This is a genomic window from Acidovorax sp. FG48 (genome assembly GCF_057809085.1).
The window spans coordinates 1-26464 of sequence record NZ_JBMDJH010000012.1 but is presented as its reverse complement, the minus strand read 5'-3'; the positions used below and the strand labels follow the sequence as shown (position 1 = coordinate 26464).

General features: G+C 66.3%; 24 protein-coding genes. 13 read left to right on the top strand and 11 right to left on the bottom strand.

The annotated features are described in order from the left end of the window. Entirely contained in the window at positions 1–588 is a 588-nt protein-coding gene (locus tag ACODSU_RS16865) for an Lcl C-terminal domain-containing protein (RefSeq protein ID WP_488843396.1), read from the bottom strand. 128 nt (positions 589–716) lie between these two features. Then, entirely contained in the window at positions 717–1691 is a 975-nt protein-coding gene (locus tag ACODSU_RS16860) for a LysR family transcriptional regulator (RefSeq protein ID WP_422849395.1), read from the bottom strand. Positions 1692–1859: 168 nt separating this feature from the next. Between ACODSU_RS16860 and ACODSU_RS16855 the strand changes: the two genes are divergently transcribed. The 4 genes from ACODSU_RS16855 to ACODSU_RS16840 all read left to right on the top strand — a co-directional run bounded on the left by ACODSU_RS16855 (position 1860) and on the right by ACODSU_RS16840 (position 6265). Further along, positions 1860–2948, top strand: a complete 1089-nt coding sequence (locus ACODSU_RS16855; protein ID WP_488843394.1) for a tartrate dehydrogenase — start codon at positions 1860–1862, stop codon at positions 2946–2948. Positions 2949–2989: 41 nt separating this feature from the next. Then, the gene (locus ACODSU_RS16850) at positions 2990–4294 is read left to right on the top strand and encodes a glycerate kinase type-2 family protein (RefSeq protein WP_488843392.1); all 1305 of its coding nucleotides are present in this window, start codon (positions 2990–2992) and stop codon (positions 4292–4294) included. A gap of 73 nt (positions 4295–4367) precedes the next feature. Next, positions 4368–5402 carry a tripartite tricarboxylate transporter substrate binding protein gene (locus tag ACODSU_RS16845; RefSeq protein WP_488843390.1) on the top strand — a complete coding sequence of 345 codons (1035 nt, stop codon included), beginning with the start codon at positions 4368–4370 and terminating at the stop codon, positions 5400–5402. 86 nt (positions 5403–5488) lie between these two features. Continuing rightward, positions 5489–6265 carry a GNAT family N-acetyltransferase gene (locus ACODSU_RS16840; protein ID WP_488843388.1) on the top strand — a complete coding sequence of 259 codons (777 nt, stop codon included), beginning with the start codon at positions 5489–5491 and terminating at the stop codon, positions 6263–6265. A gap of 158 nt (positions 6266–6423) precedes the next feature. Here ACODSU_RS16840 and ACODSU_RS16835 read toward each other — a convergent pair whose 3' ends face one another. From ACODSU_RS16835 to ACODSU_RS16825, 3 genes are all read right to left on the bottom strand, one after another. Beyond that, positions 6424–7089 carry a methionine ABC transporter permease gene (locus tag ACODSU_RS16835; protein ID WP_056067588.1) on the bottom strand — a complete coding sequence of 222 codons (666 nt, stop codon included), beginning with the start codon at positions 7087–7089 and terminating at the stop codon, positions 6424–6426. A 15-nt stretch (positions 7090–7104) separates the two neighbouring features. Further along, positions 7105–8151 (bottom strand): methionine ABC transporter ATP-binding protein, encoded by a 1047-nt coding sequence (locus ACODSU_RS16830; RefSeq protein ID WP_343736497.1) that lies wholly within the window; start codon positions 8149–8151, stop codon positions 7105–7107. Between the two features lie 169 nt (positions 8152–8320). Next, the gene (locus ACODSU_RS16825; RefSeq protein ID WP_488843385.1) at positions 8321–9529 is read right to left on the bottom strand and encodes an MFS transporter; all 1209 of its coding nucleotides are present in this window, start codon (positions 9527–9529) and stop codon (positions 8321–8323) included. Positions 9530–9715: 186 nt separating this feature from the next. Between ACODSU_RS16825 and ACODSU_RS16820 the strand changes: the two genes are divergently transcribed. After that, a complete protein-coding gene (locus ACODSU_RS16820; protein ID WP_295944182.1) occupies positions 9716–10312 on the top strand; it encodes a putative pterin-binding protein in 597 nt (198 codons plus the stop codon). A 512-nt stretch (positions 10313–10824) separates the two neighbouring features. Here the strand turns inward: ACODSU_RS16820 and ACODSU_RS16815 are convergent. Continuing rightward, a complete protein-coding gene (locus ACODSU_RS16815; protein ID WP_488843383.1) occupies positions 10825–12060 on the bottom strand; it encodes an MFS transporter in 1236 nt (411 codons plus the stop codon). 97 nt (positions 12061–12157) lie between these two features. Here ACODSU_RS16815 and ACODSU_RS16810 point away from each other — a divergent pair, with 97 nt between their 5' ends. Continuing rightward, positions 12158–13102 carry a LysR family transcriptional regulator gene (locus ACODSU_RS16810; RefSeq protein WP_015013831.1) on the top strand — a complete coding sequence of 315 codons (945 nt, stop codon included), beginning with the start codon at positions 12158–12160 and terminating at the stop codon, positions 13100–13102. Positions 13103–14214: 1112 nt separating this feature from the next. Here ACODSU_RS16810 and ACODSU_RS16805 read toward each other — a convergent pair. Next, positions 14215–14607, bottom strand: coding sequence for a hypothetical protein (locus ACODSU_RS16805; RefSeq protein ID WP_488843381.1), 393 nt, complete (start codon positions 14605–14607; stop codon positions 14215–14217). 529 nt (positions 14608–15136) lie between these two features. Continuing rightward, the gene (yjjJ, locus tag ACODSU_RS16800; protein WP_488843379.1) at positions 15137–16495 is read right to left on the bottom strand and encodes a type II toxin-antitoxin system HipA family toxin YjjJ; all 1359 of its coding nucleotides are present in this window, start codon (positions 16493–16495) and stop codon (positions 15137–15139) included. A gap of 172 nt (positions 16496–16667) precedes the next feature. On the opposite strand from yjjJ, the gene ACODSU_RS16795 reads away from it, so the two are divergent. Further along, the gene (locus ACODSU_RS16795; protein ID WP_488843377.1) at positions 16668–17249 is read left to right on the top strand and encodes a type IV toxin-antitoxin system AbiEi family antitoxin domain-containing protein; all 582 of its coding nucleotides are present in this window, start codon (positions 16668–16670) and stop codon (positions 17247–17249) included. Beyond that, a complete protein-coding gene (locus ACODSU_RS16790) occupies positions 17246–18094 on the top strand; it encodes a nucleotidyl transferase AbiEii/AbiGii toxin family protein (protein ID WP_488843375.1) in 849 nt (282 codons plus the stop codon). Before ACODSU_RS16795 ends, ACODSU_RS16790 begins: the two co-directional genes overlap by 4 nt. A 174-nt stretch (positions 18095–18268) precedes the next feature. On the opposite strand, the gene ACODSU_RS16785 is transcribed toward ACODSU_RS16790, so the two are convergent. After that, positions 18269–19198: a LysR family transcriptional regulator gene (locus ACODSU_RS16785; protein ID WP_488843373.1), complete on the bottom strand. Its 930-nt coding sequence runs from the start codon at positions 19196–19198 to the stop codon at positions 18269–18271. Between the two features lie 83 nt (positions 19199–19281). Between ACODSU_RS16785 and ACODSU_RS16780 the strand changes: the two genes are divergently transcribed. From ACODSU_RS16780 to ACODSU_RS16765, 4 genes are all read left to right on the top strand, one after another. After that, positions 19282–20298, top strand: a complete 1017-nt coding sequence (locus ACODSU_RS16780) for a tripartite tricarboxylate transporter substrate binding protein (protein ID WP_488843371.1) — start codon at positions 19282–19284, stop codon at positions 20296–20298. 102 nt (positions 20299–20400) lie between these two features. Further along, positions 20401–22041: an FAD-dependent monooxygenase gene (locus tag ACODSU_RS16775; RefSeq protein ID WP_488843369.1), complete on the top strand. Its 1641-nt coding sequence runs from the start codon at positions 20401–20403 to the stop codon at positions 22039–22041. A 271-nt stretch (positions 22042–22312) separates the two neighbouring features. Further along, a complete protein-coding gene (locus tag ACODSU_RS16770; RefSeq protein ID WP_488843521.1) occupies positions 22313–22774 on the top strand; it encodes a DUF1801 domain-containing protein in 462 nt (153 codons plus the stop codon). Between the two features lie 41 nt (positions 22775–22815). After that, positions 22816–23211 (top strand): VOC family protein, encoded by a 396-nt coding sequence (locus ACODSU_RS16765; protein WP_295944179.1) that lies wholly within the window; start codon positions 22816–22818, stop codon positions 23209–23211. 22 nt (positions 23212–23233) lie between these two features. On the opposite strand, the gene ACODSU_RS16760 is transcribed toward ACODSU_RS16765, so the two are convergent. Together ACODSU_RS16760 and ACODSU_RS16755 are read right to left on the bottom strand one after the other, a co-directional pair. Beyond that, positions 23234–24169 carry an aldose 1-epimerase gene (locus ACODSU_RS16760; protein ID WP_488843366.1) on the bottom strand — a complete coding sequence of 312 codons (936 nt, stop codon included), beginning with the start codon at positions 24167–24169 and terminating at the stop codon, positions 23234–23236. A gap of 76 nt (positions 24170–24245) precedes the next feature. Beyond that, positions 24246–25112: an SMP-30/gluconolactonase/LRE family protein gene (locus tag ACODSU_RS16755; RefSeq protein ID WP_488843519.1), complete on the bottom strand. Its 867-nt coding sequence runs from the start codon at positions 25110–25112 to the stop codon at positions 24246–24248. A gap of 181 nt (positions 25113–25293) precedes the next feature. Here ACODSU_RS16755 and ACODSU_RS16750 point away from each other — a divergent pair, with 181 nt between their 5' ends. Next, complete coding sequence (locus ACODSU_RS16750; RefSeq protein ID WP_055401789.1) at positions 25294–26115, top strand: SDR family NAD(P)-dependent oxidoreductase; 822 nt, start codon at positions 25294–25296, stop codon at positions 26113–26115. Positions 26116–26464: the final 349 nt, after the last annotated feature.

The following is a 26464-nucleotide window of genomic DNA, read 5'->3' as shown; positions in this document are numbered from 1 at the left end:
CTATTTGCCCCCACCCACCGGCATCGGCCGTACCAACCGCACGGGCAGCTTGCTGGCCCGCGCCGCATCGCCGCGCGCCTCGCCGGTGGACAGGTTCACCGCCCAGCCGTTGATCATGGCGGCCTGCCGCGCGCCATCGCCCGCGCGGCCCTGGGCAATGTTGCCGTAGGTGTACTGGTTGACGCTGGGCGCGCTCACGTTGGCGGTGGACGACCAGTGCCACTGGCCCGGCGCCACCGGAAACAAAATCGGGTTGAGGCCCGGGGGCGACAGCGACTTGTCCACCAGCCGCTGCAGCTCGGCCGCACGCGGAATGCGCCAGCCCACGCCCTCGGCCTTCCAGCGGTCCGAAGCCAGGGCCGTGGCCTCGGCACGGTCCAGCAGCAGGGGCTGGCCGGTGCAGGTTTTTCCATTCCACTGCATGCCCTCCACACAGCGCGGCCAGGCCAGGCCGGCGCGCTGGTCCAGCACATAGGCGCCATCGGCGGACAGGGACCAGTCGGCTGCTACCTGCGAATCGGCGGCCTGCGCGGGCCCGGCCAACAGGGCAACCAACAGCGGGGAGATGAGCGGCAACAAGGTTTTCATGGACAAAACAGGGACGATCAAAGCAAGGGAAAAGCCGGCGGGCTGAAGAGCACCAGAGAGGCCACAGGAATCAAAACCCGCCTCGCCAACACCCTAACCCGGCAGCAGCACCTGCGCCACCCACCAGATCAAGAAACACGCACGGCACGCCGCTTGTCCGTGCGGCCACCCACGCCCACACCTGCCAGCGTGCCTGACGCGGCCAACGCCTCGGCCAGGAACCCCACAAACGCCTGCACCCGCGTCGAAAACTGGTGCCGCTGCGGATACACCGCATAGATGTCGGCCGCAGGTGTGTGGTACTGCGGCAGCACAGGCTCCAGCAGGCCCTGGGCCAGATGGCGGTTCACATCCCACTCGGCGCGCATCACGATGCCGTGGCCCTGCAGCGCCCACAACACGGCAATCTCGCCGTCGTTGGTGGTGAGGTTGCCGGTGATCTTGATCGACTCGGTATGCGCCTTGCTGCCACGCCCAGTGGTCAGGCGCCACAGGCCGTAGGCCTCATCGCCCTGGCGGATGCCGATGCACTGGTGCTCCATCAGGTCGCGCGGCACGCGGGGCCTGCCGTGCTGCGCCAGGTAGGCGGGTGCGGCGCACAGCACGCGCCGGTTGGGGGCCATGCGGCGGGCAATCACGCGGCCATCGGGCGGCTCGCCAAAACGCACGCAAACGTCGTAGGCATCGTCGGTGATCGGAGGAGGGTGCACCGACAGCTGCAGCTGCACATCCACTTCGGGGTACTGGCGCACAAAGTCCGAGATCACGGGGGCAATGTGCATGCGGCCAAAGCCCAGCGTGGCATTCACGCGCAGCAGGCCCTTGGGGCTGGCCTTGGACTGCACGATGAGTTCGTCCAGCGCGTCGATCTCGCGCAGGATGCGGCGCGCGTGCTCCAGCAGCAACTCCCCCTCGGGCGTGAGGCTCATGCGCCGGGTGGTGCGGTTGATGAGCACCACACCCAGGCGCTTTTCCATCTGCGCCAGGTGTTTGCTCACGGCGGCGGTGGTGACGCCCATTTCACGCCCAGCGGCGCTCAGGCTGGGGCTGGCGGCCAGTGCCGAAAAGAAGCCCAGTTCTGCGGGCTGGATGGTGGAGCTCATCGCCGCATTATCAACTGCAGGTTAATGATGGATTCACTTGGCCGCCGTTTTTACAACGAGCGGATACCTACAGTCGCTCTCATTGTTTTTGTTCCACCCGCTTTTTCGCGGCCCGACAACCCCGCAAGCCTTCCCCGACGCTTTCACACACCAAGACCAGAGACCTTCATGAAAACCTACCAAATCGCCACCATCCCCGGAGACGGCATCGGCAAGGAAGTGATTCCCGCCGGCCAACGCGTACTGGAAGCCCTGGCCGCCCGCCACACGGGCCTGCAGTTCCAGTTTGAGAACTTCGGCTGGGGCGGCGACTGGTACCGCGCCCACGGCGTGATGATGCCGGCCGATGGTCTCGATGCGCTGCGCGGCAAGGACGCCATCCTGTTCGGCTCGGCGGGCGACCCGGACATCCCCGACCACATCACGCTGTGGGGACTGCGCCTCAAGATCTGCCAAGGCTTCGATCAGTACGCCAACGTACGGCCCACACGCATCCTGCCCGGCATTGATGCGCCCCTGAAGCGCTGCACCCCCAATGACCTGGACTGGGTCATCGTGCGCGAAAACTCTGAGGGCGAATATTCCGGCGTGGGCGGCCGCGTGCACCAGGGCCACCCCATCGAGGCAGCGACCGATGTGTCCATCATGACCCGCGTGGGGGTGGAACGCATCCTGCGGTTTGCCTTCCGCCTGGCGCAGTCGCGGCCCCGCAAGCTGCTCACCGTCATCACCAAGAGCAACGCGCAGCGCCATGCCATGGTGATGTGGGACGAGATTGCCGCGCAGGTGTCCACCGAGTTCCCCGACGTGAAGTGGGACAAGGAGCTGGTGGACGCTGCCACGGCCCGCATGGTCAACCGCCCAGCCACGCTCGACACCATCGTGGCCACCAACCTGCACGCCGACATCCTCAGCGACCTGGCCGCCGCGCTGGCGGGCAGTCTGGGCATTGCGCCCACCGGCAACATCGACCCCGAGCGCCGCTACCCCAGCATGTTCGAGCCCATCCACGGCTCGGCGTTCGACATCATGGGCAAGGGGCTGGCCAACCCCATCGGCACCTTCTGGTCGGTGGTGATGCTGCTGGAGCACCTGGGCGAGGCCGACGCCGCCCGCGCAGTGATGCAGGCCATCGAGCAGGTCACCGCCAACGCCGCCCTGCACACCCGCGACCTGGGCGGCACGGCCACCACGGCACAGGTGACCGACGCTGTGTGCGCGCTGATCGGCAGCACGCAGTTGCAAAAGGCCGCCTGAGCTGCGTGGCCTCAACGCACTGCGCCCTGCCCCACGACCCGATGAGCACGCACATCGACACCCAGGCCCGCCACTGGCTGCGCAGCATGTTCGACGCCGCCATCGCGTCCGCGCAGCCCGCGGTATGTCTGCCGCCGCACCTGCCCGCCCCGCCCCGGGGCCGCACGGTGGTGATCGGCGCGGGCAAGGCATCGGCGCAGATGGCGCAGGTGCTGGAGGCCCACTGGCCCACGCCGCTATCGGGCGTGGTGGTCACGCGGTATGGACATGCTGCCGCCTGTCAGCACGTCCGCGTGCTGGAGTCCGCCCACCCTGTGCCCGATGCGGCGGGCCTGACAGCCGCGCAACAGATGTTGAAAGCGGTGGAAAGTCTCACGGCAGACGACCTGGTGATCGGCCTGTGGTCGGGTGGCGGCTCGGCGCTGCTGCCCTTGCCGCTGCCGGGCATCACGCTGGCCGACAAGCAAGCGCTCAACCAGGCCCTGCTGCGCAGCGGCGCCAGCATTGGCGAGATGAACTGCGTGCGGCGCCACCTCTCGGCCATCAAGGGCGGGCGGCTGGCGCTGGCGTGCAGCCCCGCCCGCGTGGTCAACCTGGTGATGTCCGACGTGCCGGGCGACGACCCGCTGGACGTGGCCTCGGGCCCCACCGTGGCCGACCCGACCACCCGTGCACAGGCACTGGCCATCTTGCAGCGCTACCGCATTGCGCTACCGCCCGCCGTAACGGCCGCACTGGACACTGCCGCCAGCGAGAGCATCAAGCCCGGCGACACCCGGCTGGGCCCCATCACCACCCACGTCATTGCCACGCCCAACCTGGCCCTGCAGGCAGCCGCCCAGGTGGCGCGCCAGGCGGGCATCGAGCCCACGCTGCTCGGCGACGCACTGGAGGGCGAAGCCTGCGACATGGGCACCGTGCTGGCCGGTGTCGCCCGCTACGCCGCCAAGGCCCCGTCGCCGCTGCACCGCGTGCTGCTGAGCGGCGGCGAAAGCACCGTCACCCTGCGCGCACCCGCCCCTGGGCAACCCATGCCAACCCCAGGGCGCGGCGGGCGCAATGTGGAATGCCTGCTGTCCATGGCCCTGTCGCTCAAGGGCTTGCCCGGCGTGTACGCGTTAGCTGGCGACACCGACGGCATCGACGGCCTGGAGCCCGTGGCTGGCGCCATTGCCACGCCCGACACGCTGGAGCGCGCCGCCGCGCTGGGCCAACACGCCACCGCTGCACTGGACGCACACGACGCCCACACCTTTTTTGGCGCGCTGGGCGATGCCGTGGTCACCGGACCCACGGGCACCAATGTCAACGACTTCCGCGCGATCCTGATCGCAGCCAGGGGCTGACGCCCTGCGCCCGCGTCCCCAGCAGCCCTGCAACCCAAAGAACCACAAAAACCACCACCCCACGGAGACAACCATGACACGCATTGCAACCCCACCCCCCCCACCGTCAACGCCGCCCACAGCACCACTCACACGCCGCTACCACCTGCTGGCACTGGCAGCTCTGGCTGCCGCTGCCTGCGCCCTGCCCAGCGCACCGGCACGCGCGCAGGCCTGGCCGGCCAAGCCCGTCACCATCGTTGTGCCCTTTGCAGCGGGAGGCACCACCGATGTGCTGGCCCGCGCACTGGGCGAAAAACTGGGTACGGCCCTGGGCCAGCCCGTGATCGTGGAAAACCGGGGCGGTGCGGGGGCCACCATCGGGGCCGACTACGTGGCCAAGGCCCCTGCCGACGGCTACACGCTGCTGATGGGCGCGGTGCACCACACCATTGCAACGAGTGTGTACAAAAAGCTCAACTACGACTTTCAAAAGAGTTTTGCACCCATCACCACCGTGGCGCTGGTGCCCAACGTGCTGGCCGTGAGCGCGGCCATGCCCGCCAAGGATGTGAAAGAGCTGGTGGCGCTGATCAAGGCCACGCCCAACAAGTTCTCCTACGGCTCCAACGGCGCGGGCACGGCGCAGCACCTGATAGGCACGCAGTTCGCCACGTCCATCGGCCAACCCCTGCTGCATGTGCCCTACAAGGGCAGCGGCCCGCTCACCACCGACCTGCTGGGCGGCCAGGTGTCGATGTCGTTCGACACCGTCACCCCCGTGCTGCCGCACATCAAGGCGGGCAAGCTGCGCGCCTTGGCGGTGACCACGGCCAAGCGCTCGTCCACCCTGCCCGATGTGCCCACGCTGCAAGAAAGCGGCTTTGCGGGCTTTGACATCGGCACCTGGTTTGGCGTGCTGGCCCCCACCCGCACGCCCGCCGATGTGGTGGCACGGCTGAACACCGAAATGGTCAAGGTCATCCAGTCGCCCGACTTTCAAAAGCGCATGCAGGACATTGGCGCCGAACCCATCGGCAACACCCCGGCGCAGATGGCTGAGCAAATTGCGGCCGACACGGCGCGGTTTGCCAAGCTGGTGGCCGACAACAAGATCACCACCGACTGACACAGTGGCAAAGAGGGGTTGCGAAGGGTGGTCGCAAAGGGTGGCTGGCGCGGTGAATGGTCAAGGTGGGTTGGTATAAACCAACGATGACCGACACCGCCGCCATTTCCAACACCGCACCCGCTGCCCTCGTCCGCGCGCTGGAAGAGCGCGCTTTCAACGCCTGGCCTGCGCACCAGACGGTGTTGCACCGGGGCTGGGTGTTCCGGCTGTCGGGCGGCTACACCAAGCGTGCCAACTCGGTCAACGCGCTGGTGCCCGGCGCGCCGTTTGACGGCGTGCGCGAGGCGGCGGCGGCGCTGTATGCGCGGCATGGCTTGCCCGCCGTGTTCCGCATCTCCCCCCTGGCCCCAGCAGAGGCCGACCAGGAGCTGGCGGACTCGGGATACCGGCACTTCGACCCCTCGCTGGTCCTGCACCGGCCGCTGGCGCCGGGCGCGGTGCCCCGGCCCGACGGCAGCACGGTGGTCAGCGCCTCGCCATCGCCCGCGTGGCTGGAAGGCTTTGCGGCGGCCAATGGCGTGGCGCCGCACCACCGCAACCTGCACCGCAGCATCCTCGACGCCATCGCCCACCCGGTGGGCTATGCGCTGCAACACGACGCCCAAGGCCATGCCGTGGGCTTTGGCCTGGCGGTGCTGGAGCGCGGCGCGGTGGGCCTGTACGACCTGGCTGTGGCGCCTGAACACCGGGGCGGCGGGCGGGGGCGCGCGCTGGTGCAGGCGCTGCTGCACTGGGGCATGGAGGCCGGTGCAACCAGCGCCTACCTGCAGGTGCGGGCGCAGAACACGCCTGCGCTGCGGCTGTATGAATCGATGGGGTTCAAGACGGCCTACGGCTACCACTACCGGGTGCCGGGCTGAGATTGGCGTCTGCACCTCTCTCACGGGATGCGAGAGAGCCGGGACCAGCGCAGAGGCTCACGCATTGCCTCCACGCATGGGTTTGAAGCCAAACAGGCCGCAAGCGCCAGTGAACCATGCGCCAACAGCTATTGATTCAATAGCAAACTATCCGCCACTCAACGGTGGCTCAGCTTGCGCACCGCCCAGTCGCCCAGGCTTTGCACGGCCTGCACAAAGAAGATCAGCACCAGCACCACGGCCAGCATGATCTCGGGCAGAAAGCGCTGGTAGCCGTAGCGGATGCCCAGGTCGCCCAGGCCGCCGCCGCCAATGGCACCGGCCATGGCCGAGTAGCCGGTCAGGCTCACGAACGTGATGGTCAGGCCCGCCACGATGCCGGGCAGCGCCTCGGGCAGCAGCACCTTCCACACGATCTGGCTGGTGGTGGCGCCCATGGCCTGCGCGGCTTCGACCAGGCCGTGGTCCACCTCGCGCAGCGCGGCCTCGACCAGGCGGGCCACAAACGGGGCGGCGGCAATGGTCAGCGGCACCACGGCAGCAGCGGTGCCGATGGACGAGCCGGTGATGAGCCGCGTGAACGGGATGATGGCCACCAGCAGGATGATGAAGGGCGTGGACCGCACGGCATTGACCAGCCAGCCCACCAGCTTGTTGACCGGGCCGTTCTCCAGCACACCGCCGTCGTCGGTCAGGCGCAAAAACACACCCAGCGGCACCCCCAGCAAGCCGCCCACCAGGCCGGAGATGCCGACCATGATGAGCGTCTCCCACAGCGACGAGGCAAACAGATCCAGCATGGCTGGCGTGAAGTTGTTGAACATGATGTGTGCTCCCTCTTAACCGGCCACGGCCACTTCTTCGACTTCGACACCGCCCGCGCGCAGGTGCGCCACGGCGCCGCGCACGCTGTCGGCTTCGCCACTGGCGTACACGGCCAGCGAGCCAAAGGTTTCGTCCTGGATCTCGTCCACCTGGCCGTGCAGGATGCTCATGTCCACCCCAAACTGGCGGATCAGCTGCGACAGGATGGGCTGGTAGGCGCTGTCACCCGCGTACGACAGGCGCAGCAGCTGGCCGGTTCGTCCGGCACCCAGCTGGCCCGCGAGCTTGCGCACATGGTCCAGCACGCTGGCGGGCAGCTCTTGCGGCAGGATTTCGTCGATCAGGCTCTTGGTGATGGCCTGTTGCGGGCGGGTGAACACGTCCAGCACCCGGCCCTGCTCCACGATGCGGCCGGCTTCGATCACGGCCACGCGGTCGGCCACCTGCTTGATGACCTGCATCTGGTGCGTGATGAGCACCACCGTCAGGCCCAGCTCGCGGTTGACCTGGCGCAGCAGGTCGAGGATGGAGCGCGTGGTCTCCGGGTCTAGCGCCGAGGTGGCCTCATCCGATAGCAGCACCTTGGGGCGGCTGGCCAGCGCACGCGCAATGCCCACGCGCTGCTTTTGCCCGCCGCTGATCTGCGCGGGGTAGCGGTCGGCCAGGTGGGCCAGGCCCACCAATTCCAGCAGCGGGTTCACACGCGCACGGATGGCGGCCTTGTCCATGCCCGCCAGCTCCAGCGGCAGCGCGGCGTTGTCAAACACGGTGCGTGACGACAGCAGGTTGAAGTGCTGGAACACCATGCCGATCTCGCGGCGCGCCTCGCGCAGCTGCGCGTCATTCAGCTGGGTCAGGTCCTGCCCGCCCACGATGACCTGGCCCGTGGTGGGCCGGTTGAGCAGGTTGATCACCCGCACCAGCGAGCTTTTGCCCGCGCCGCTCTTGCCGATGATGCCGAACACTTCGCCCGGCTGGATGGTGAGGTCGATGCCCTTGAGCGCCTCGACCGGGCCTTGTGGGCCCTGGTAGGTTTGGGTGATACCCCGTAGTTCGATCATGAAACACAAAGGGCCGCCACACGCCGGGCGGCGCGGGTTCGGCCCCAAAAGACACAAAGATCAGGGAATGTACTATTGCGCCATAAAGAATCAAACTATCAAAAAATAAAGTAATAAGACATCAAAGTTATTTGCGCATGGCAGCCGACGCGATGCAGCAGAGTCGGGCTTACGCCCCCGCAGGCGCCGCCACCCGGCCATTCACCTTGCGCGACACCAGCGCGCCCAGCACCAGCACCCCCAGCGCCGCCACCGAGAACACGGGCGCAATCCAGCCCCGGTCCACACTGGCCGCCACCAGCAGCACCCCCAGCGACTGCCCCAGAAACAGCAGGCACGCAAACAGCGTGACGGCCGTGCCCCGCGCCTCCGGCGCCATCTGCGTGGCCTGCACCTGCAGCGTGTTGTGCAGCATGTAAAAGCCCACCCCGGCAAAGAAGCAGCCCAGCACACCCCAGGCCGCCACCGGCCCCCAGGCCAGCAGCAACAGCCCGGCGGCGATCAGCGATGCACCCACCAGCGCCAGGCCCCGCTCGCCCAGCAGCGCCAGCCAGCGGCGCGCCAGCAGGCTGTAGATGAGCCCCCCCACGCCATACAGCACCATCACCCCACCGGCGGCCGAGGCCGACAGCCCAAACCCATCGACCATGCGCGCGGGCACAAAGGCCAGCGTGCCAAAGGCCAGCGCACCCTCCACCGCCACCACGGTCAACACCCAGCGCACCCGGGGCATGCGCAGCAGCGCGGCCGTGTTGGCCAGGTACGCCGACAGCGAAAACGCGGGTGGCACCGCACTGCCAGCCGCAGGCGCGGGCGTGCTGGCCGCCATGGCGCGGGACTGCCGCCACAGCAGGCTGGCAGCCGTCAAAAACAGCAGCGACAGCACCACAAACGCCGCCCGCCAGCCCAGCGCCTCCACCGCAAAGCCGCCAAACCACTGCCCGGCCATCATCCCCGACACCGTGGCCACCATCAGCTGCGCCAGGGTCTCCTGCCGCAGCTCGTACGGCACGTTGTCGCCAATCCACGCCATCGACAGCGGGATGATGCCCGCCGCCGACGCCCCCATGGCCGCACGCGCCGCCACCAGCACCGGCAGCGTGGGCGCCAGCGCCGTCACGCCGCTGAAGAGCGCACAGGCAAACGTGGCGCCAATCACCACGCGCACCTTGCCCAGCCGGTCGCCCAGCGGGCCATAAAACAACTGCAGCACGCCATAAGACACGGCAAACGCCGCAATGACGGCCGACGCATCGCCCGTGGTGACAGAAAACTCGCGAGCCAGAGACACCAGCATCGGGTCGCACACACGCATGGAGGCCATGCTGCAAAAGGCTGCCAGGCTGATCACCCGCAGCATCGTCGAAGAAGAGGTCATATGACCCGATTGTGGTGCGGCTGGCGTCGGGCCGCTGTCGCCACAAGGCAAGCACCCTGGCGGCTGAAGGTTGGGCGCGCTGCCCGCCGCCTGTCGCGAGCCTGTTGCGTTTTATTGCGTGGCAAGCGCGGCTCCAGCACTTACCATCCGCCCCTGATTTCCACCAAGGAGCACCCTCCCATGAGCATGAACAAGCGCAACTTCGTCGCCGCCGGCATGGGCCTGGCAGGCCTGTGGACTGCCACGGGCAGCAGCCACGCCGCCACACAGGCCAAGGCCCCCAGCGGCCCCACGCTGCTGACCATCAGCGGCGCCATCACCCAGTCCAACCGTGGCGCGCTCGATGCCACCATCGACCAGATGATGGGCAAACACGGCATCCAGTTTGACAAGGCCTTCGCGCTGGACGCCGCCGCCCTGGCGCGCATGCCCGCCGTCACCATCAAGCCCACGCTCGAATACGACAGCAAGCCCCACACGCTCAAGGGCCCCCTGCTCACCACCGTGCTGGCCGCCGCCGGTGTGGCAGCGGGCAGCCCCGTGCAACTGGGCCTGCGCGCGGTGGACGGCTACAACGTCAACATCAGCATGGCCGACGCCCAGGCCTACCGCATGATCGTCGCCACCCACATCGACGGCCAACCCATGGCCCTGGGCGGCCTGGGCCCGCAGTGGGCCGTGTACGACGCCGACGTGCTGCCCGCCTTCAAGGACAAGCCCGTGAAGGAGCGCTTTGGCCTGTGCCCCTGGGGGCTGTACCACATTGAGGTGAAGAAGGCCTGAGCGGACGCGTGTCATTTCCCACCTGCTTCAACTGCCGCGCCAGCGTCCCGCCAGGTACATCCAGGTGCCTCAGATGCGGCCGGTGGGCAGGCGGCAGTCCTTCCGCGTCGCGAGATGACCTCAGCCCCAGGGAAGCGGGCTGGGGTCTGCCTCCCTATGTTCTGGAAAGCGCTTCATTTCGCTGGGCGTCGCTGCTGGCCCCTTTGTGGGTGCCGCCTTTGGTGATGATCTGGCTTGAGGCCCCTCCCCCGGCAGTAGCCGCCATACTGGCTCTGTTCATCTTCATCCCCGGGCTGTATGTCATCACCAACCTGCCACGCTACTCGCGGTGGGCCAAACTGGTCGCCTCGCTTGGCTATGTGGCGCTGTCTGGCCCCCTGGGTCTAGCTTGCCTGGTTTGGATGGACCGCTTGCTGCAAAAAGCGTAACCCTTGCCTTGCGCGGATTTCGCTCTCATTTGTATAGCTGCCAGCGCATGATTCACTAGCGCTACCGCCCTATTTCGCTCTAAATCAGCCCCGGCGCCGCCCCATGCGCACCGCCAGCGCCGCCAGCGACCCCGCCGTGGCCAAGCCCACCACCCCCAGCCAGCCCCACTGCGCCAGCGCCAGGCTACCCAGCGCCGCCCCGGCCGACATGCCGATGAACATGCCCGTGAACAGCAGCGCATTGAGCCGGCTGCGCGCCGCAGGGTCGATGCCGTACACGATAGTCTGGTGCGCCACCAGCGTGGCCTGCACGCCAAAGTCAAAGCCGATGGCGCTGGCCACAATCAAGCCCAGCTGGGCCTGCGCGGGCAGCAGCGGTGCCAGCGCCATCACCGCAAACGACGCAGCAGCAAGGCCCGCGCCATAGCGCGTCACCACCTCGGGCCCACGCTTGTCGGCCAGACGCCCGGCCAGCGGCGCGGCCAGTGCACCTGCCGCCCCAGCCAGGCCAAACGCGCCCGCCGCCGCCGTGCCCAGCCCAAACTGGCTGTGCAGCATCACCGCCAGCGTGGACCAGAACGCGCTGAAGCCCACGGCCAGCAGCCCCTGCGCCCAGGCCGCACGGCGCAGCGCCGCGTGCTGGCGCCACAGCGCCACCATAGAGCCGATCAGCGCGCCATAGCCCATCTGCGTGGTGGGCGCAAAGCGCGGCAGCCCGCGCCACACCGCCACCGTCAGCAGCGCAATGGCCACCGCCGCCGCCACATACACCGTGCGCCATCCCCACTGCTGCGCCACAAAGCCGCTGACCACGCGCGACAGCAAAATGCCCAGCAGCAGCCCCGTCATCACGATGCCCACCATGCGCCCACGCTGCGCGGCCGGGGCCAGCGTAGCGGCGGCGGGCACCACGTCTTGCGCCACCGTGGCTGCCAGGCCCACGGCCAGGCTGGCCGCCAGCAGCGCGCCCATGCCGGGCGCCAGGCCGCTCAGCAGCAGGGCCAGCATCAGCGCGATGGACTTGATGACGATGATGCGGCGCCGGTCAAACCGGTCGCCCAGCGGCGCCAGCAGCAAGATGCCCAGCGCATACCCCAGCTGCGTGAGCGTAGGCACCAACCCCACCACGCGGCTGTCGGCCTGCATGTCGGGCCCCAGCACGCCCAGCATGGGCTGGCTGTAGTACAGCGACGCCACGCTCAGCCCCGCCGTGGTCGCCAGCAGCAACAGCAGCGGCGCACTTACGGCGCTTTCTACAGGCGGCGCCACCGGGGCCAGCCCCGCTGCACCGCTTGCATGCACGTTTTGAATGGAAGACATCACAACACCATGGGTTAAAAAGGAATGGTGCGATTGTTCTAGCCCGCCGCCGCGCTGGGTAGTAGGCTGAATTGCAGATTCGTTATACGCTTGGCGTATGACCAACACCCTGCCAGCCTTGCAACCCGGCGCCGACCGCATCGAGCTGATGCAGACCTTTGTCCGCATCGTCGAGGCTGGCAGCCTGTCTGCCGCCGCCCAGCAACTGGGCACCAGCCAGCCCACCGTGAGCCGCCGCCTGCAGGCGCTGGAGCGCAGCCTGGGCGTCAAGCTGCTGCAGCGCTCCACCCATGTGATGAAGCTGACGGAAGACGGTGACCGCTGCTTTGCCCACGCCAAGGCCCTGCTGGAAGACTGGCGCGCCATGGAGGACGACCTGCGCGGCACGGCCGACACCCCGCGCGGCACCCTGCGCGTGCTGGCGCCGCACGCCTTTGGACAAGACCAGTTCATCGCCCCGCTGATGGCCTATCTGCGCCGCTACCCCGAGGTGGACGTGGAATGGATGCTGCATGACCGCCGCCCCAACTTCATCGCCGAAGGCATCGACTGCGCCATCCAGGTCGGCGCCGTGGACGACCCCAGCGTGGTGGCGGTGCGTCTGGCCGAAGTGCCCCGAATCGTGCTGGCCGCCCCCGCCCTCATGGCCGGGCGCCCCACGCCCCAGCACGCGCAGGACCTGCAGCCCCTGCCCTGGCTGGCCCTGAGCACCTTCTACCGCCGCGAGGTCACGCTGACGCAAGAGCCCGGCGGCGAGGCCCACACCTTCGGCATCACGCCCCGTTTGGCCACCGACAGCCTGTACGCCCTGCGCAGCGCCGCCCTGGCGGGGCTGGGGGCGTGTATTTCATCGGCGTGGATCGTGGACAACGATGTGCGGCAAGGTAAGCTGCTGCACCTGGTGCCCAACTGGCACGCGGCGCCACTGCCGGTGTATTTGGTGTACCCGTATGCGCGGTTTTATCCGGCGCGGTTGCGGTTGTTTTTGGAGGCGATGCGGGGGGCGATGCCCGGGTTGGTGGGGATGCGGGCTGTGGGTTGAGGGTTGTAGCGAGTGACAGTGACCGGCCAGGAGCAGTCGGTGGCAGCTAGCGATAGCGGAAGCTCAACGTTTGACATGAGCGGCAGACGCCGGCTTGCCGGTGGCTGTCCGCTCGATGGAATGGTTAGGCAGCACTGTCGGCCGCCCCGCCCTTAAGTATCACTAGGCTGGGAATTGATTCGTCAGCTGGAGTGACTTCAAATGTCGAGTCGCCAAGCAGGCTTAGTACGTCACGTGCAAGCACCGAGTTGGCACCTGCATCGCGCATGTAGGTTGCCACAATTCCCTTTGCGAAGGATGAAAGTGGCTCGTTCCGGACTAATGCGCCTCCCGCGCCTGTCGACACGACGGGAGTACCCAAGTGAAGTTCGAACAGCGCTTCACCAAAAGTTTGAAGGCAGCAGCATAGTGGTTTGTCCGGGAAGCCGCTGAACCACCGAAGAGGTGGTGCGACTGTGGTCGACAACTTGCCGTACCTCGTCGTCGGGGAACCCACGGGCTTCAGCGTGTCCGCTGAGGCATAGAACATGTCGACATGCCCCGCACCTACACGATGAAAGACACCGAATGCCCCGATTGACGGCACTACCGCAGTCCGAAGGAGATCCGGCGGTGGAGCAAAAACCCCTGTTGGATCGAGCCTGGGGCGTGCTGAAAGCAGGTCCCATTGTTCGTAGTTGCCTTGAAACGTTGTGGGGTGTCGCTGCAGACCGGGCGAAGAGCAAAGCCCGGCGTGAGTACTGCGTGAGAGCTTCGCCTGTAGCAGCATGAGCCTGACTTGAGGGCGACCTGTCGTGGAGTAGGTGATCAGAAGTAGATCGCACAGCTCGCACCGGGCTCGCGCCCTCAGCCAAGGCTGCGTGGTGTCAAAATAAACCTGACGCTTTGCCCCGTGGTATTCCTCGACTTGAAATCTTGGCTTCAGCGCTCCGAAAGACTCCTTGAGCGCCCGAAATTGGGCTATCTCGCTGAATGTTGCTTTCGCGGACCTAAGGCGAAACTCTCTCCGTAGAGCGGCAGCGAAAGTTTGGGCTGGTGGCATTGGTGACGCCTAACGTTGGAAATCAGCGGCGCCGGTACGGCGTCCGCTGGATTGACTTGTTAGAGCCTGTTTAGCTTGTAATGATTTCATAAGCCATCACGATTTTCTCAATCTGAATAGATGCGCTTCTTCTGTCGTCTGCGACGGCGGTAATGAACTTTGTGTCTCTGTCGTCCGGCACTTCATCAGAGGTAAGTAGTTCGACATCCATCCACTTACCGTCATCGGAAATGGCAGATATTCTTCCAATAGCGATCGTGTGACCATCTGTGGTTACTAGACCGAAATACCACTGATCTTTCATCATTCGACTGGTATACCAAGCGGGAAGGATTTCGGCCGCCTTTCCGGCGTTACTCAGCATTCCAATTTTTGACTTGACCTTTTTCCACTGCTCGTTAGAAAGCCAGAGACTGGCCAATCCTGTTACCGCGCCAATAATTGAAAGAACTGTTTCCAGCATGGCTCTCCTCGTGCGGCGCTGAGCTCTAACGTGATATATCCCGCAAAACCTGCGGGATAAACTGGACATTGCGGGATATTCTGGACACTGATTCCTCCTGAAAATGGCTTGCAGATTGGGCTTGCGGTCAGTGCGCTGTTCAAAAACACAGATATAAAATTTCCGGCAAACCCGGCAGGCATCAACTCAGCAAACTATAGCTTGGCAGCAGGCAGGCACAGGGCACTGAGACAGCACGGTTCGGACGTCAAGCCAGTGAGTAGTGAGTCAACGGCAGCTTCGCGGTAGTTTCGTCCACCGACTGCTTAGGGTGGATAGCGTCCAATCCTCTCGCATTCATTTCGAAATTCAAAGAAAAAGAGCGCAATAGCATTCGCTCTTAATTTCATAGCTAATACCGTATATAGAACAAGCGCTATCGGCATATTTGGCCTTGAATCCGGTTCCAAAGCGCGCTGCTGCCCAACGGATCTGATCTCCGCAAACGCCATCGCCGCCAGCCTTGCCACTTAACCCGCAGGTATTCCACCTAAACCGCCAGCCGCCCCACACGCTCCACAGCCACCGTCACATGGCGGATCAACTCGGCTTTGCACACGTCAAAACCCGCGCTGAATCCTTGTTCATCCTCCAACCGACGAATAAACACCTGCGCCATCGCAAGCGCGTCTTTCCAAGCCGCCGCACTGACCTGCTCCCCCACCGTCAGTTCCAGCGTCCGCTCCGGCAAACCTCCCCCCGCCGTGGGTGCAAACGCCATGGGCGTCATGTCATACGCGGGCGCCAGCTCATAAGGCCTGCGCCCCTCGGACAAGCACGACAGATTGCCGCTGTGCATGTCGGTGTTGCCGATCAGCGTGCCAAATGCCCACAGCAGGCAGGCGGTGTCAAAGGCCTGGGGGGTGATGACCCCGGTCTTCAGCAACGCCCTGGCAATCACCGGCCAGTTGCCGCCGCTGCCGACAAACTCGGCGTCCAGCGCGGCGAAGGAATGCAGCGCCCTGCGCCCCCGCGCACCCAGCCGGTCAAACCGCTGCACTTCCAGAAACCGTTGGGTGCCGTGCATCCAGGTCATCGACTGCGCGGCAGGCACGCCATGGTCGCGCAGCACCTGCAGGGCGATGTGTTCGGCCAGCAGCAGGTCGCGCCAGCGGGCGCTGACGGGGGTGTCGAGTTCTGCGGTGAACTTGACCATCACATGCGCGGCGGTGCCATCGGCTTGCTCTGCATAGGCGGTGAACTTGGGCTGCTCGCCAGCGGCGGACGAGCCCGCCACTTCGCCACGCGCGGCCAGGTCGGCCAGTTCGGCGTAGGTGTGCAGCTTTTGCGCGGCGGCAATGGGCACCGGGTCGGGCGCGTTGACGAACTGGTCGCGCGCGGTGGGGCCGATGAGCAGGTTGCCGGGCATGTCGTCGCCCTGGTCCAGGATGGCGCGCAGCGCGTGGGTGTCGCTCCAGTCGCCCAGCCGCTCGGGCAAGCCCAGGCGCTGGCCGTGCCGCTGGCAGTACGCCCGCCCCAGGTAGCCCTGCGGGCGCATGTCATAAATCCACCACGGCAGGCCGTCGCTGTGCAGCCGGGCCCCGCACGCCTCAACCATCACAAAGCCGTGCGGGCACACGGGGACGAGGGTGCCCAGGGTTTCCAGCGCACCCTGGGGGGTGACGCGGTACACCGTGGCCTCCAGATCGGCGCGCTGGGGATCGCGCAGCGTGTATTGAATAGATCTTGCCGCGCCAAAAGGCACCACCTCGTCACCCAGCGCGCTAAGGGCCCGCGAGACGGTGGGCTGGCTGACCTGCAGCGCCTGGGCTAGCGTCTGCGCCTTGGCGGGGCCGGGGCGCAGCAGGGGGCGGATGGCGTTGGCGTAGGTCTGGGCGGCGGAGGGCATGCCCTAAGGATACGCCGATTGAATTGAAAATTAGATAGATAAATGAATAGATAAATCATACTTAATTGAAGCCTTGATTGTTGCTTTTTCTAGTTATTTATTGACAAACAACTATCCAATACAACAAACTTGTGGCGTGCCACCAGCCCCCCTCACCTCCCAAGAAAGCACGGTGCTTGAGCTTGCCCAACACCAACCCCTGCTCCGCGCGCGCGACCTGGGTGCGCATGGGCTGCCCACGGTGCTGCTGACCCGTCTGGTCGCCGCAGGCAAGCTCGACCGCGTGGCGCGAGGCGTATACAGCCTGCCAGGCCGTGCCGTCAGCGAACACCGTTCGCTGGCCGAGGTGGCGCTGCGTGTGCCCAAGGGCGTGGTGTGTTTGCTCTCTGCTCTGCGCGTGCATGGCATTGGCACGCAGGCACCGTTTGAGGTTTGGATGGCGATACCACCCAACACGCCCACCCCGCGCCCGGGGCAATCGGCGCTGCGTGTGGTGCGCATGTCTGGCGCGGCGCTGGCGGAAGGCATCGAACTGGTGGACATTGACGGCGTGCAGGTACCGGTGTTCAACGCCGCCAAGACGGTGACGGACTGCTTCAAATACCGCAACAAGATCGGGCTGGATGTGGCGCTGGAGGCGCTGCGCGATGGCTGGCAGCAAGGCAAGCTGCCGATGGATGCGCTGTGGCACTACGCCACGATCAACCGCGTGGCCAATGTGATGCGGCCTTATCTGGAAAGCGTGACGGCATGAGCCAGCGCAATGTGGCGGCCTCCATCCGCGCACGGCTCAAGCTGTATGCCGATGCGCACCAGCAGGATTTCAACCTGACGCTGACCCGCTACGGGCTGGAGCGGCTGCTGTACCGGTTGTCGATCTCGCCACACGCCAACCGCTATCTGCTCAAAGGCGCCCTGCTGTTCTCGCTGTGGTTCGACCAGCCTCACCGGCCCACGCGCGATGCAGACCTGCTGGGTTTTGGCCCGGACGACATTGAATCTGCCGTGCTGGCGTTCCGCGAAATGTGCCAGATCGAGGTGGACGATGGTTTGGCGTTTGACCCGGCCTCGGTCAAGGGCGCCACCATTCGCAAAGAGGCGGGGTACGGCGGTGTGCGGGTGGACCTGCTGGCCACACTGGATGGCGCACGCATTGCGCTGCAGGTGGACATTGGTTTTGGCGACGCCGTGACCCCGGCGCCCGAGGCGGTGCACTACCCGGTGCTGCTGCCAGACCTGCCCGCACCCCAATTGCGCGCGTACCCCAAGTACACGGTGGTGGCAGAGAAGTTTCATGCGGTGTGCCTGCTGGGCATGGCCAACACGCGCATGAAGGACTACTTTGACCTGTGGGTGTTGCTGACCGAAGGCGTGTTGGACCCGCAAGAACTGCACCGCGCAATGGCAGCCACGTTTAATCGGCGGCACTTGGCCCTGCCCCATGCTATCCCCTCAGGCCTGAGCGACGCATTTGCACAGGATGCGGCCAAGCAGAAGCAGTGGGCCGCCTTTCTGAAAAAGAACCGTCTGCAAGCCCTGGACCTTGCCAAGGTGGTGGGGGTGCTGCGCAGCGAGTTGCAGAAGCTGTTGGCGATGTGAAGCGACAGGCCGATGGGATGAGGGGGGCGAATGGTGCGCAACAACTGCGTGCAATGTCATATCCGCTCCTAACTTGATAGCTGCCTCGGTATGTTTTTCTGGCGCTTGGTGCACATTTCGCACTGAATCACAGCCCCGCACCTTCCCAGCATCGTCCCAAGACGTTTCAGGCTTTCAAGCAGGCAACCGCATCGCCGCCTCGCGCAACGCCTCTGCAAACGCCATCGCCGCCGGTTTCTGCTGCGTGCCCCGGCGGTAGGCCAGGTACAGGTCCAGGTGCACCACGGGCTCGCGCAGCATGGCGACGCCCAGGCCCTGGCGCAGGCATTCTTCCAGCGCGAACGAGGGCACGATGGCGCTGCCACGGCCTGCGCGCACCATACCGATGAGGGTGCCGATGAGGTTCATGCGGGGGCGCTCCTGGTGGGCCAAGCCCAGGCGGGAGAGCTGCTTTTCGATGACCACCTGGATGGGGTTGCCCGACGGCAGGCTGACCAGGGGCACGTCTTTGAGGCGGCTCCAGGGCTGGCTGTCTGACAGCTGGCCGCGGGTGTGCGCCGCATCGGGCGGGCTGATGCGCATGAGGCGGAACTTGCACAAGGGCTGGCGCGACAGGCCCACCGCGGGTTTGACGAAGAAGCCAAAACCGATATCGGCCTCGCCGTCGAGCACGCGCTGGCGCACGGTGCCCACCTCCACATCGCTGAGCTGCACCTGCACACCGGGGTGGCTGTGCGCAAAGCCGCGAATCACCTCGGGCAGCAAGCTGGCCGAGATCATGGGCGTGGCCGCCACCAGCAGGCGTGAGCGCACGGCGGCCTCGTTGCCGTCCAGCACGGCGCCCAGGGCGCGCAGCTCGCCCACCACGCGCTCGGCCACGGGCTGCAGGCGGCGCCCGGCCTCGGTCAGCGTGATCGACCGGGTGGTGCGGTCAAACAGGCGGGCGCCCACCTGGTCCTCCAGCTCCTTGACCAGCATGCTCATGCCCGAGGGGGACAGGTGCACCTGCTCGGCCGCCTTGGCAAAGCTCTGCAGGCGCGTCACCTCCAGAAAAGCGTGGAGCTGGCGGGTGCTGACATTCATCAGCTTTGATGAAGAATTCATCAGAATTTTCCGTTTGATCAATGTCAAGAGTGTCGTTGTAATTGTCCTGTAACGCCCTTCCAACGAGTAGAGAGACAAGCCCCATGCCCCAGCTGCCCACCCTGCGTGCCAACGCGCACACGCCCTCCCCCCAACGCCGCAGCCTGCTGCTGGGTGCGCTGGCCGCCACGGCTGCCGCCGCCACGCCCAAGGCCTGGGCGCAGACGGGGGCCGATGCACCGGTGCGGCTGGTGGTGCCGTTCACGCCCGGCACGGGCATCGACCTGATTGCGCGGCAGATTGCGCAGCCGCTGTCTGACCGGCTCAAGCGCCCGTTTTTTGTGGAGAACAAGGCGGGGGCGTCCGGCATCATCGGCACGCAAGAGGTGGTGCGCGCAGCGCCCGACGGCACCACGCTGCTGGTCAGCGTGAACACGCTGGTGATGAACATGGCGCTGTACCCCAAGCAGGGCTTTAACCCGCTGACGGACCTGGTGCCGGTGAGCCAGACGAGCTGGGGACAGCTGCTGCTGGTGGCATCGGCGGGATCCAAGATCGAATCGCTCAAGGACCTGATGGACCGTGCCCGGGCCAAGCCCGGCTCGCTGAACTACGGCTCGCCCGGTGCGGGCACGCCGCACCACCTGGCGATGGAGTTGCTGAAAAACCGGGCCAAGATTTCGCTCACCCACATCAGCTACAGGGGCACCGCCCCGGCCGTGACGGACCTGCTGGGCGGGCAGATCGACGCGATGTTTTTGCCCATCCACGTGGCCTTGCAGCATGTGAAGGCGGGCAAGCTGAAGGCGCTGGCCATCAGCTCGGACACGCCCCACCCGCTGCTGCCCGAGGTGCCGTCACTCGGCACGCTGAAGCTGGGCGACCTGAACGTGGACATGTGGTACGGCGTGTTTGCCCCCGCAGGCACACCCCGCGCCATGGTGGACCGGCTGAACACCGAGCTGCGCGATGTGCTGGCATCACCCGCAGTGGCCAAGTCGTTCGAGACCCAAGGCATGACGCCCGCCCACAGCTCGCCCGACGCCTTCCAGAAGCTGGTGACGGCCGATGCCAAGCGCTGGGCCGACCTGATCAAGGCCCAGGGCATCACCGCCGAGTAACCACGACCACCCGCACCCAGCGGTGGCCAGTAGCGCGCCGCACTGCACAACACTGCATCGCGGCCAGTGCCAAACCGACCCGTACCGAACAACACCAACAACATGAACCAGCAAGCAACCGTGGCGCCGCAGCAGGACGCCGAAGTGATCATCGTGGGCGGCGGCCCCGTCGGCATGGGCCTAGCCATTGAGCTGGGCCAGCGCGGCGTGAGCGTGATCGTGGTGGAGCGCTATGTGCAGCCCCAGCCCATCCCCAAGGGCCAGAACCTCACACAGCGCACCATGGAGCACTTTCATTTCTGGGGTGCCGAAAAGCAGCTGCGCGCGGCGCGCACCATTCCGGTCGAATACGGCATTGGCGGCCTGACCGCACACGGCACGCTGTTGGGGCCCTACAGCTACGACTGGCTGCAGCGCGACCTGGTCAAGCCTTATTACTTCACGGCCAACGAGCGTCTGCCGCAGTACGCCACCGAGGCCGTGCTGCGCCAGCGCGTGGCGCAGCTGCCATCGGTGCAGACCCTCTACGGCTGGGAGACCAGCACCGTGGCGCAGGATGACGCGGGCGTTTCCGTCACCATCCAGCAGCGTGGCGATGGCAAGGCCCAGCGCGTGCTGCGCGGCGCCTATGTGGTGGGGTCGGACGGCGCGCGGTCGGTGGTGCGTGAGCAGGCGGGCATCACCCACACCCGCACCGACCACGACCGCATGATGGTGCTGCTGGTGTTCAAGTCACAAGGCCTGCACCAGCTGCTGGAGCGCTACCCCGGCAAGTCTTACTACAACGTGCTGCAGCCCGAACTGAAGGGCTACTGGAAGTTTCTAGGCCGCGTGGACCTGGGCAGCACCTGGTTCTTTCATGCACCGGTGCCGCCGGGCACCACCAAAGACAACTTTGACTTTGCGGCCTACCTGCACGAGGCGGTGGGCGCGGAGTTTGAGGTGGAGTTTGAGCACATCGGCTTTTGGGACCTGCGCTTCATGCTGGCCGACAGCTACCGCAAGGGCCGCGTCTTCATCGCGGGCGATGCCGCCCACAGCCACCCGCCCTACGGCGGCTACGGCGTGAACTCGGGCCTGGAAGACGCGCGCAACCTGGGCTGGAAGCTGGCCGCCGTGCTGCAAGGCTGGGGCGGCGAGCGGCTGCTGGACTCGTACGACGCCGAGCGGCGCCCGGTGTTTGCGTCCACCATCAACGACTTCATTGCGCGGTCCATCGAGACCGACAAGGAATTCTTGGACGCCTATGACCCGGCGCGCGACCAGGCCGCGTTTGAAGCCGCGTGGCAAGCGCGCGCCCAAGGCGCCGTGGGCGAGGTGCATGCGTTTGAGCCGCACTACGAGGGCTCGGCCATGGTGTGGGGCAGCGAGGGCCGCACCACAAGTGCCAAGGGCTCGCACCAGTTCACGGCGCGGCCGGGCCACCACCTGGCGCCCGCCACGCTGCCCAGCGGGCGCAACGTGTTTGAGGAGTTGGGCGCAGGCTTTTCGCTGTTGGTGGTGGGTGGCGACGGCGCGCATGCGACCTCGGTGCAAGCCTTTCGCGAGGCGGCGGCGGGCCTGGGCCTTCCGCTGCGGCTGGTGGACTGTGGCGACGGAGGCGAAGGCACCGAGCCCGCGCGCTATGGCGCACCGCTGGTGCTGGTGCGGCCCGACCAATTTGTGGCCTGGACGGGGCAGGCTGGCGGCCCGGCAGTGACTACGGAGCAGGCGCGCGAAGTGCTGACGCGGGTGGCGAGGTAGGCAACAGTGCACGGCTGAAGCGAATCGGGCGGAGGCGCGGTGCAACGCCACGCAAGGGCGCGCGGAGGGGCGCAAAGGGGGCGCAGGTCCTGCAGCCACCGACGCGCTTGCCCGAATGAACAGAGGCAGGCCAGAAGGTAACAACCCGTTGTACCGGGGTTGCCAAGGTGCGCGGAGTGGCAACAATGGCGGGGCCTCACCCCTCGCCTTTTGTGCCCACTCCACCAAGGACTACCCCGTGGCTGCTGCCAAAAAATCCCCACCCACTGCCATGGGCCATGCGCCCAACACCACCGCCCCAGACGCGGCAACCACTGGGCCCGCCGCATCGGCACTGATCGACCAGCGCATTGCCGACCTGGGCGACTGGCGCGGGCAGGCGCTGGCGCAGGTGCGCCAGCTGATCCACGAGGCCGCGCCCGGTGTGGTGGAAGAGTGGAAGTGGCGTGGCACACCAGTGTGGTCGCTGGGCGGGATCTTGTGCACGGGCGAGAGCTACAAGGCAGCGGTAAAGCTCACCTTTCTGAAAGGCGCCGCCCTGCCCGACCCGGCGCGCCTTTTCAATGCCAGCCTGGACGGCAACGCACGCCGTGCCATTGATATCCACGAGGGCGACACGCTGCCTGCCGATGCGTTCCGCGCGCTCATCCGCGCGGCGGTAGAGCTGAATGCCCTGGGCGGCAGCAAGGCCCGCAAGGGCCGGACAACGGGGCACACGGGGTCAGCCGCATAGGCACCAGCATTCAGACCAACAGAAAGAAGGATCACCCCATCATGCTGTCGCACGTGTTTGTGGGCATTTCAGACTTTGAGCGCGCGCTGGCGTTTTACCGGCCCGTGTTGAGCGTACTGGGCGTGAAGGAGCGGTTTTGCGAGCCCGACCGACCCTGGGCAGGCTGGGAATCCAACCCCGGCCCCCGCCCGCTGTTTGTGATTGCCCGCCCATTCAATGGCGAGGTGCCGCAACCCGGCAACGGCACCATGGTGGCCTTTGCAGCCGCTACGCGCGACCAGGTGGATGCTGCGCACGCCCTGGCGCTGAGCCTGGGCGCCGTGTGCGAGGGCCGCCCGGGCCTACGGCCCGAGTACCACGCCCATTACTACGGCGCGTATTTTCGGGACCCGGACGGCAACAAGCTGTGCGTGGCGTGCCACGCGGCGCTGCTGTAGGAACCTGTTCTAAAGCCCACCCTCAATCAGTCAGCGGCTGGTAGCGCCACTGCACGTTCATCACCAGCACCTCCCCCTGCGCCAGGGTGCGCAGGCCGGGCTGCCCAGGCTGGTGAAAGGCATCGATGGGCTGGGTGATGGGCTCAAAGCAGAACGCCGGGCCCTGCGGCGGGCGGTAGACCAGGCAGTAGTGCTGGGCCGTGCCGCCGTCTTTTTCAAAATCGGGCATGCGGGCTGTGAGGCGCAGGCCACGCTCGGGCCAGTCGATCTGCGCCGTGCCGCCCCAGCCGGTGTAGGCGTTGTCGATGAGGCCGCCGTTGGCGGGCGCGCCGCAGTTCAGGTCCCAGCCAGGTGGAAACTGCTGCGTGTTCTCCGTGGGCAAAGGGTCATCGCCACACAGCCACACACCCTGCACCGGCGCCGAGATGCGCGTGCCAGGCGTGCGCGGAAACCAGGGGTGCAAGCCCAGGCCGTAGGGCAGCGGCTGCGCGCCCAGGTGCCGCACCTGCACCGACTGGTCCAGGCCGCCCTCCACCAGGCGGAAGGTCTGCACGCATTCGTACTCGTAGGGGTTGCCGTCAAAGCGTTCGGAGCGCAGCTGCATCTGCAGCGTGTCGGGCGCGGGCTGGCTCAGCTGCCAGGGCTGCAGCCACCCATCGCCGTGGATGGGGTACGGCTCGCCCACGCGGTTGGGCCGCATGGGGTGGAACTGCCCTGCATGCTCAAACCCGCCGCCACTGATGCGGTTGGACCAGGGCACCATGGCGAAGGACGCGAGCTGGTACAGGTCGGGCGTGGCGCCATCCCACGGCCGCCACAGGTCGATGCGTGCATCAGCCTCTTGCGGGTCGTCGATCTGCCAGGCCGCCACGCTGCCACCCAGTGTGGGCACCAGGCCCAGGTGCTGCCCCGCGTGGTGCAGCCAGACGATGGGGTGGGATGAAGAGGCCTCGGTCATGGGCGGTGTGCTTTCTGCGGGATGGAGAAAAAAGGAGGCGGAGCCATGGGTCTCGCTGCTGCGTGCGGGGCCGGCATCAGCCGCCGAAAAGATGCGCGGGCAGGCCGGGCGTGCTGATGTCCACGGCCAACAGTGCCCCGGCCAGCGGCTCGGCCGCGAGCTGCTCGGGCGTGAGACCGGTGCGGGCCGACGTGATGTACAGCGTGCACAGGTCCGCACCGCCAAAGGCGCAGTTGGTGACCTGGCTCACGGGCAGCGGGATACGGGCCAGCTCGTCGGCCGTGTCGGCGTCGTGGCAGGTGACGCAGCCGCCGCCCCAGTGCGCAACCCACAGGCGGCCCTGCGCGTCGGTGGTCATGCCGTCGGGCACGCCGTCGGCGGCGGGCCAGCGCTTCCACAGCGTTTTGTCGCTTAGGGTGCCGGTGGCTGGGTCGCAGCGGTAGCGGTAGGTGGTGCCCTGCACCGTGTCGTTGAAAAACATGGCCGGGCCCTGCGCAATGGTGGCCCAGGTGGGGCCGTTGGTCACGGCAAAACCATCGTCGTGCCGCACGCAGTCGCCGCTGGCGGTGTAGGTGTAGAGCGCACCCGTGGGGGCCTCGCATGCAAAGTCCATGCTGCCGCCCCAGAAACGCCCCTGGGCATCGCACTTGCCGTCGTTGAATCGGTTGCCGGTGCGCTCTGGCTCGGGCTGGTGCAGGTAGCGCGGGGCGATGTCGGCAGCGGGGTCGAACAGCGCAAAGCCCCGGCGCAGGGTAACGATGAAGCCGGGGGCGTTGGCGCGCTCGGCGATGGCGGAGATTTCTTCGTCAAACGTCCAGCGCTGGTGGGCGCTGGTGGCAGGGTCCCAGCGGTGCAGCTCGCGCTGCAGGATGTCCACCCAGTACACGGCCTGCTCGCGCACCGACCACAGCACGCCTTCACCCAGCGCGTTGCCCAGTGTCATCACGCAGCGCACGGCGCCGCTGGAAGGTGGGATGGGGGTATCCAGCGAAGGGCGCACGTTGGTTGTCTCCGGTCGTTTTTTTGCATCGGCCTGCCGCCAGGCACTTGACGAGCGGCATCTTATCAACGCCAATTGATGCTTGAAATGAATTTTTTTGCCATTGATTGATTGCAATATTGATATGACACAGCTTTTTACCCCCTCCTCTTCCTCGACCGACGCCACGGGTGCCCCCCAGGGCCTGGCGAAATTCCCCAGCCTGCAAGGCCGCGCCGTGTTTGTGACCGGCGGCGGCAGCGGCATTGGCGCGGCCATCGTGGCGGCGTTTGCCGAACAGGGCGCGCGCGTGGCGTTTGTGGACGTGGCGCGCAATGCCAGCGAAGCCCTGGCCCAGCACATTGCCGACGCAGGCCTGCCCCGCCCCTGGTGGCGTGTGTGCGATGTGCGCGATGTGAACGCCCTGCAGGCCTGTGTGGCCGAAGCGGCGGCCGAGCTGGGCAGCGACTTTGCGGTGCTGGTGAACAACGTGGCCAGCGACGACCGGCACACACTCGAATCCGTGACGCCCGAGTACTACGACGAGCGCATGGCCATCAACGAGCGCCCCGCCTTCTTCGCCATCCAGGCCGTGGTACCCGGCATGCGCAGGCTGGGCGCGGGCTCGGTCATCAACCTGGGCTCCACCGGCTGGCAGGGCAAGGGCACGGGCTACCCCTGCTACGCCATTGCCAAGTCGTCGGTAAACGGCCTCACGCGCGGGTTGGCCAAGACGCTGGGGCAGGACCGCATCCGCATCAACACGGTGTCGCCGGGCTGGGTGATGACGGAGCGGCAGATCAAGCTGTGGCTGGACGCCGAGGGGGAGAAGGAACTAGCGCGCAACCAGTGCCTGCCAGACAAGCTGCGGCCGCACGACATTGCGCGGATGGTGTTGTTTTTGGCGTCGGATGATGCGGCGATGTGTACGGCGCAGGAGTTCAAGGTAGATGCGGGGTGGGTTTGATTTTTTGAGGTATTTTTGGGCTCTGGCGCTTATCCGACAAGCGCTAGCAGCTATTGTTTTTGTAGTCCTGATGACTCCCGCCCTTTCGGGCTGAGCCTGTCGAAGCCGGGGGAAGCCCGTTCTCTGGTTTGGGCTGCGTGCTTGGGTTGAGGGCGGAGGCCGGGATGTCGCCCCGGCGGGCGAGTCCCGGCCTCCGCCCTCAGCAAAGGCATGCGGCACATTCAGCACACGAAAACAAACACTACAAAATCAATAGCTACCAGCACATATCCCACTAGCGCATCCAGCCAATAACACGGCGGTTTAAACAACGAAGTGCACGTTGCCAAAAGGTAGGCCCAGACAAGTA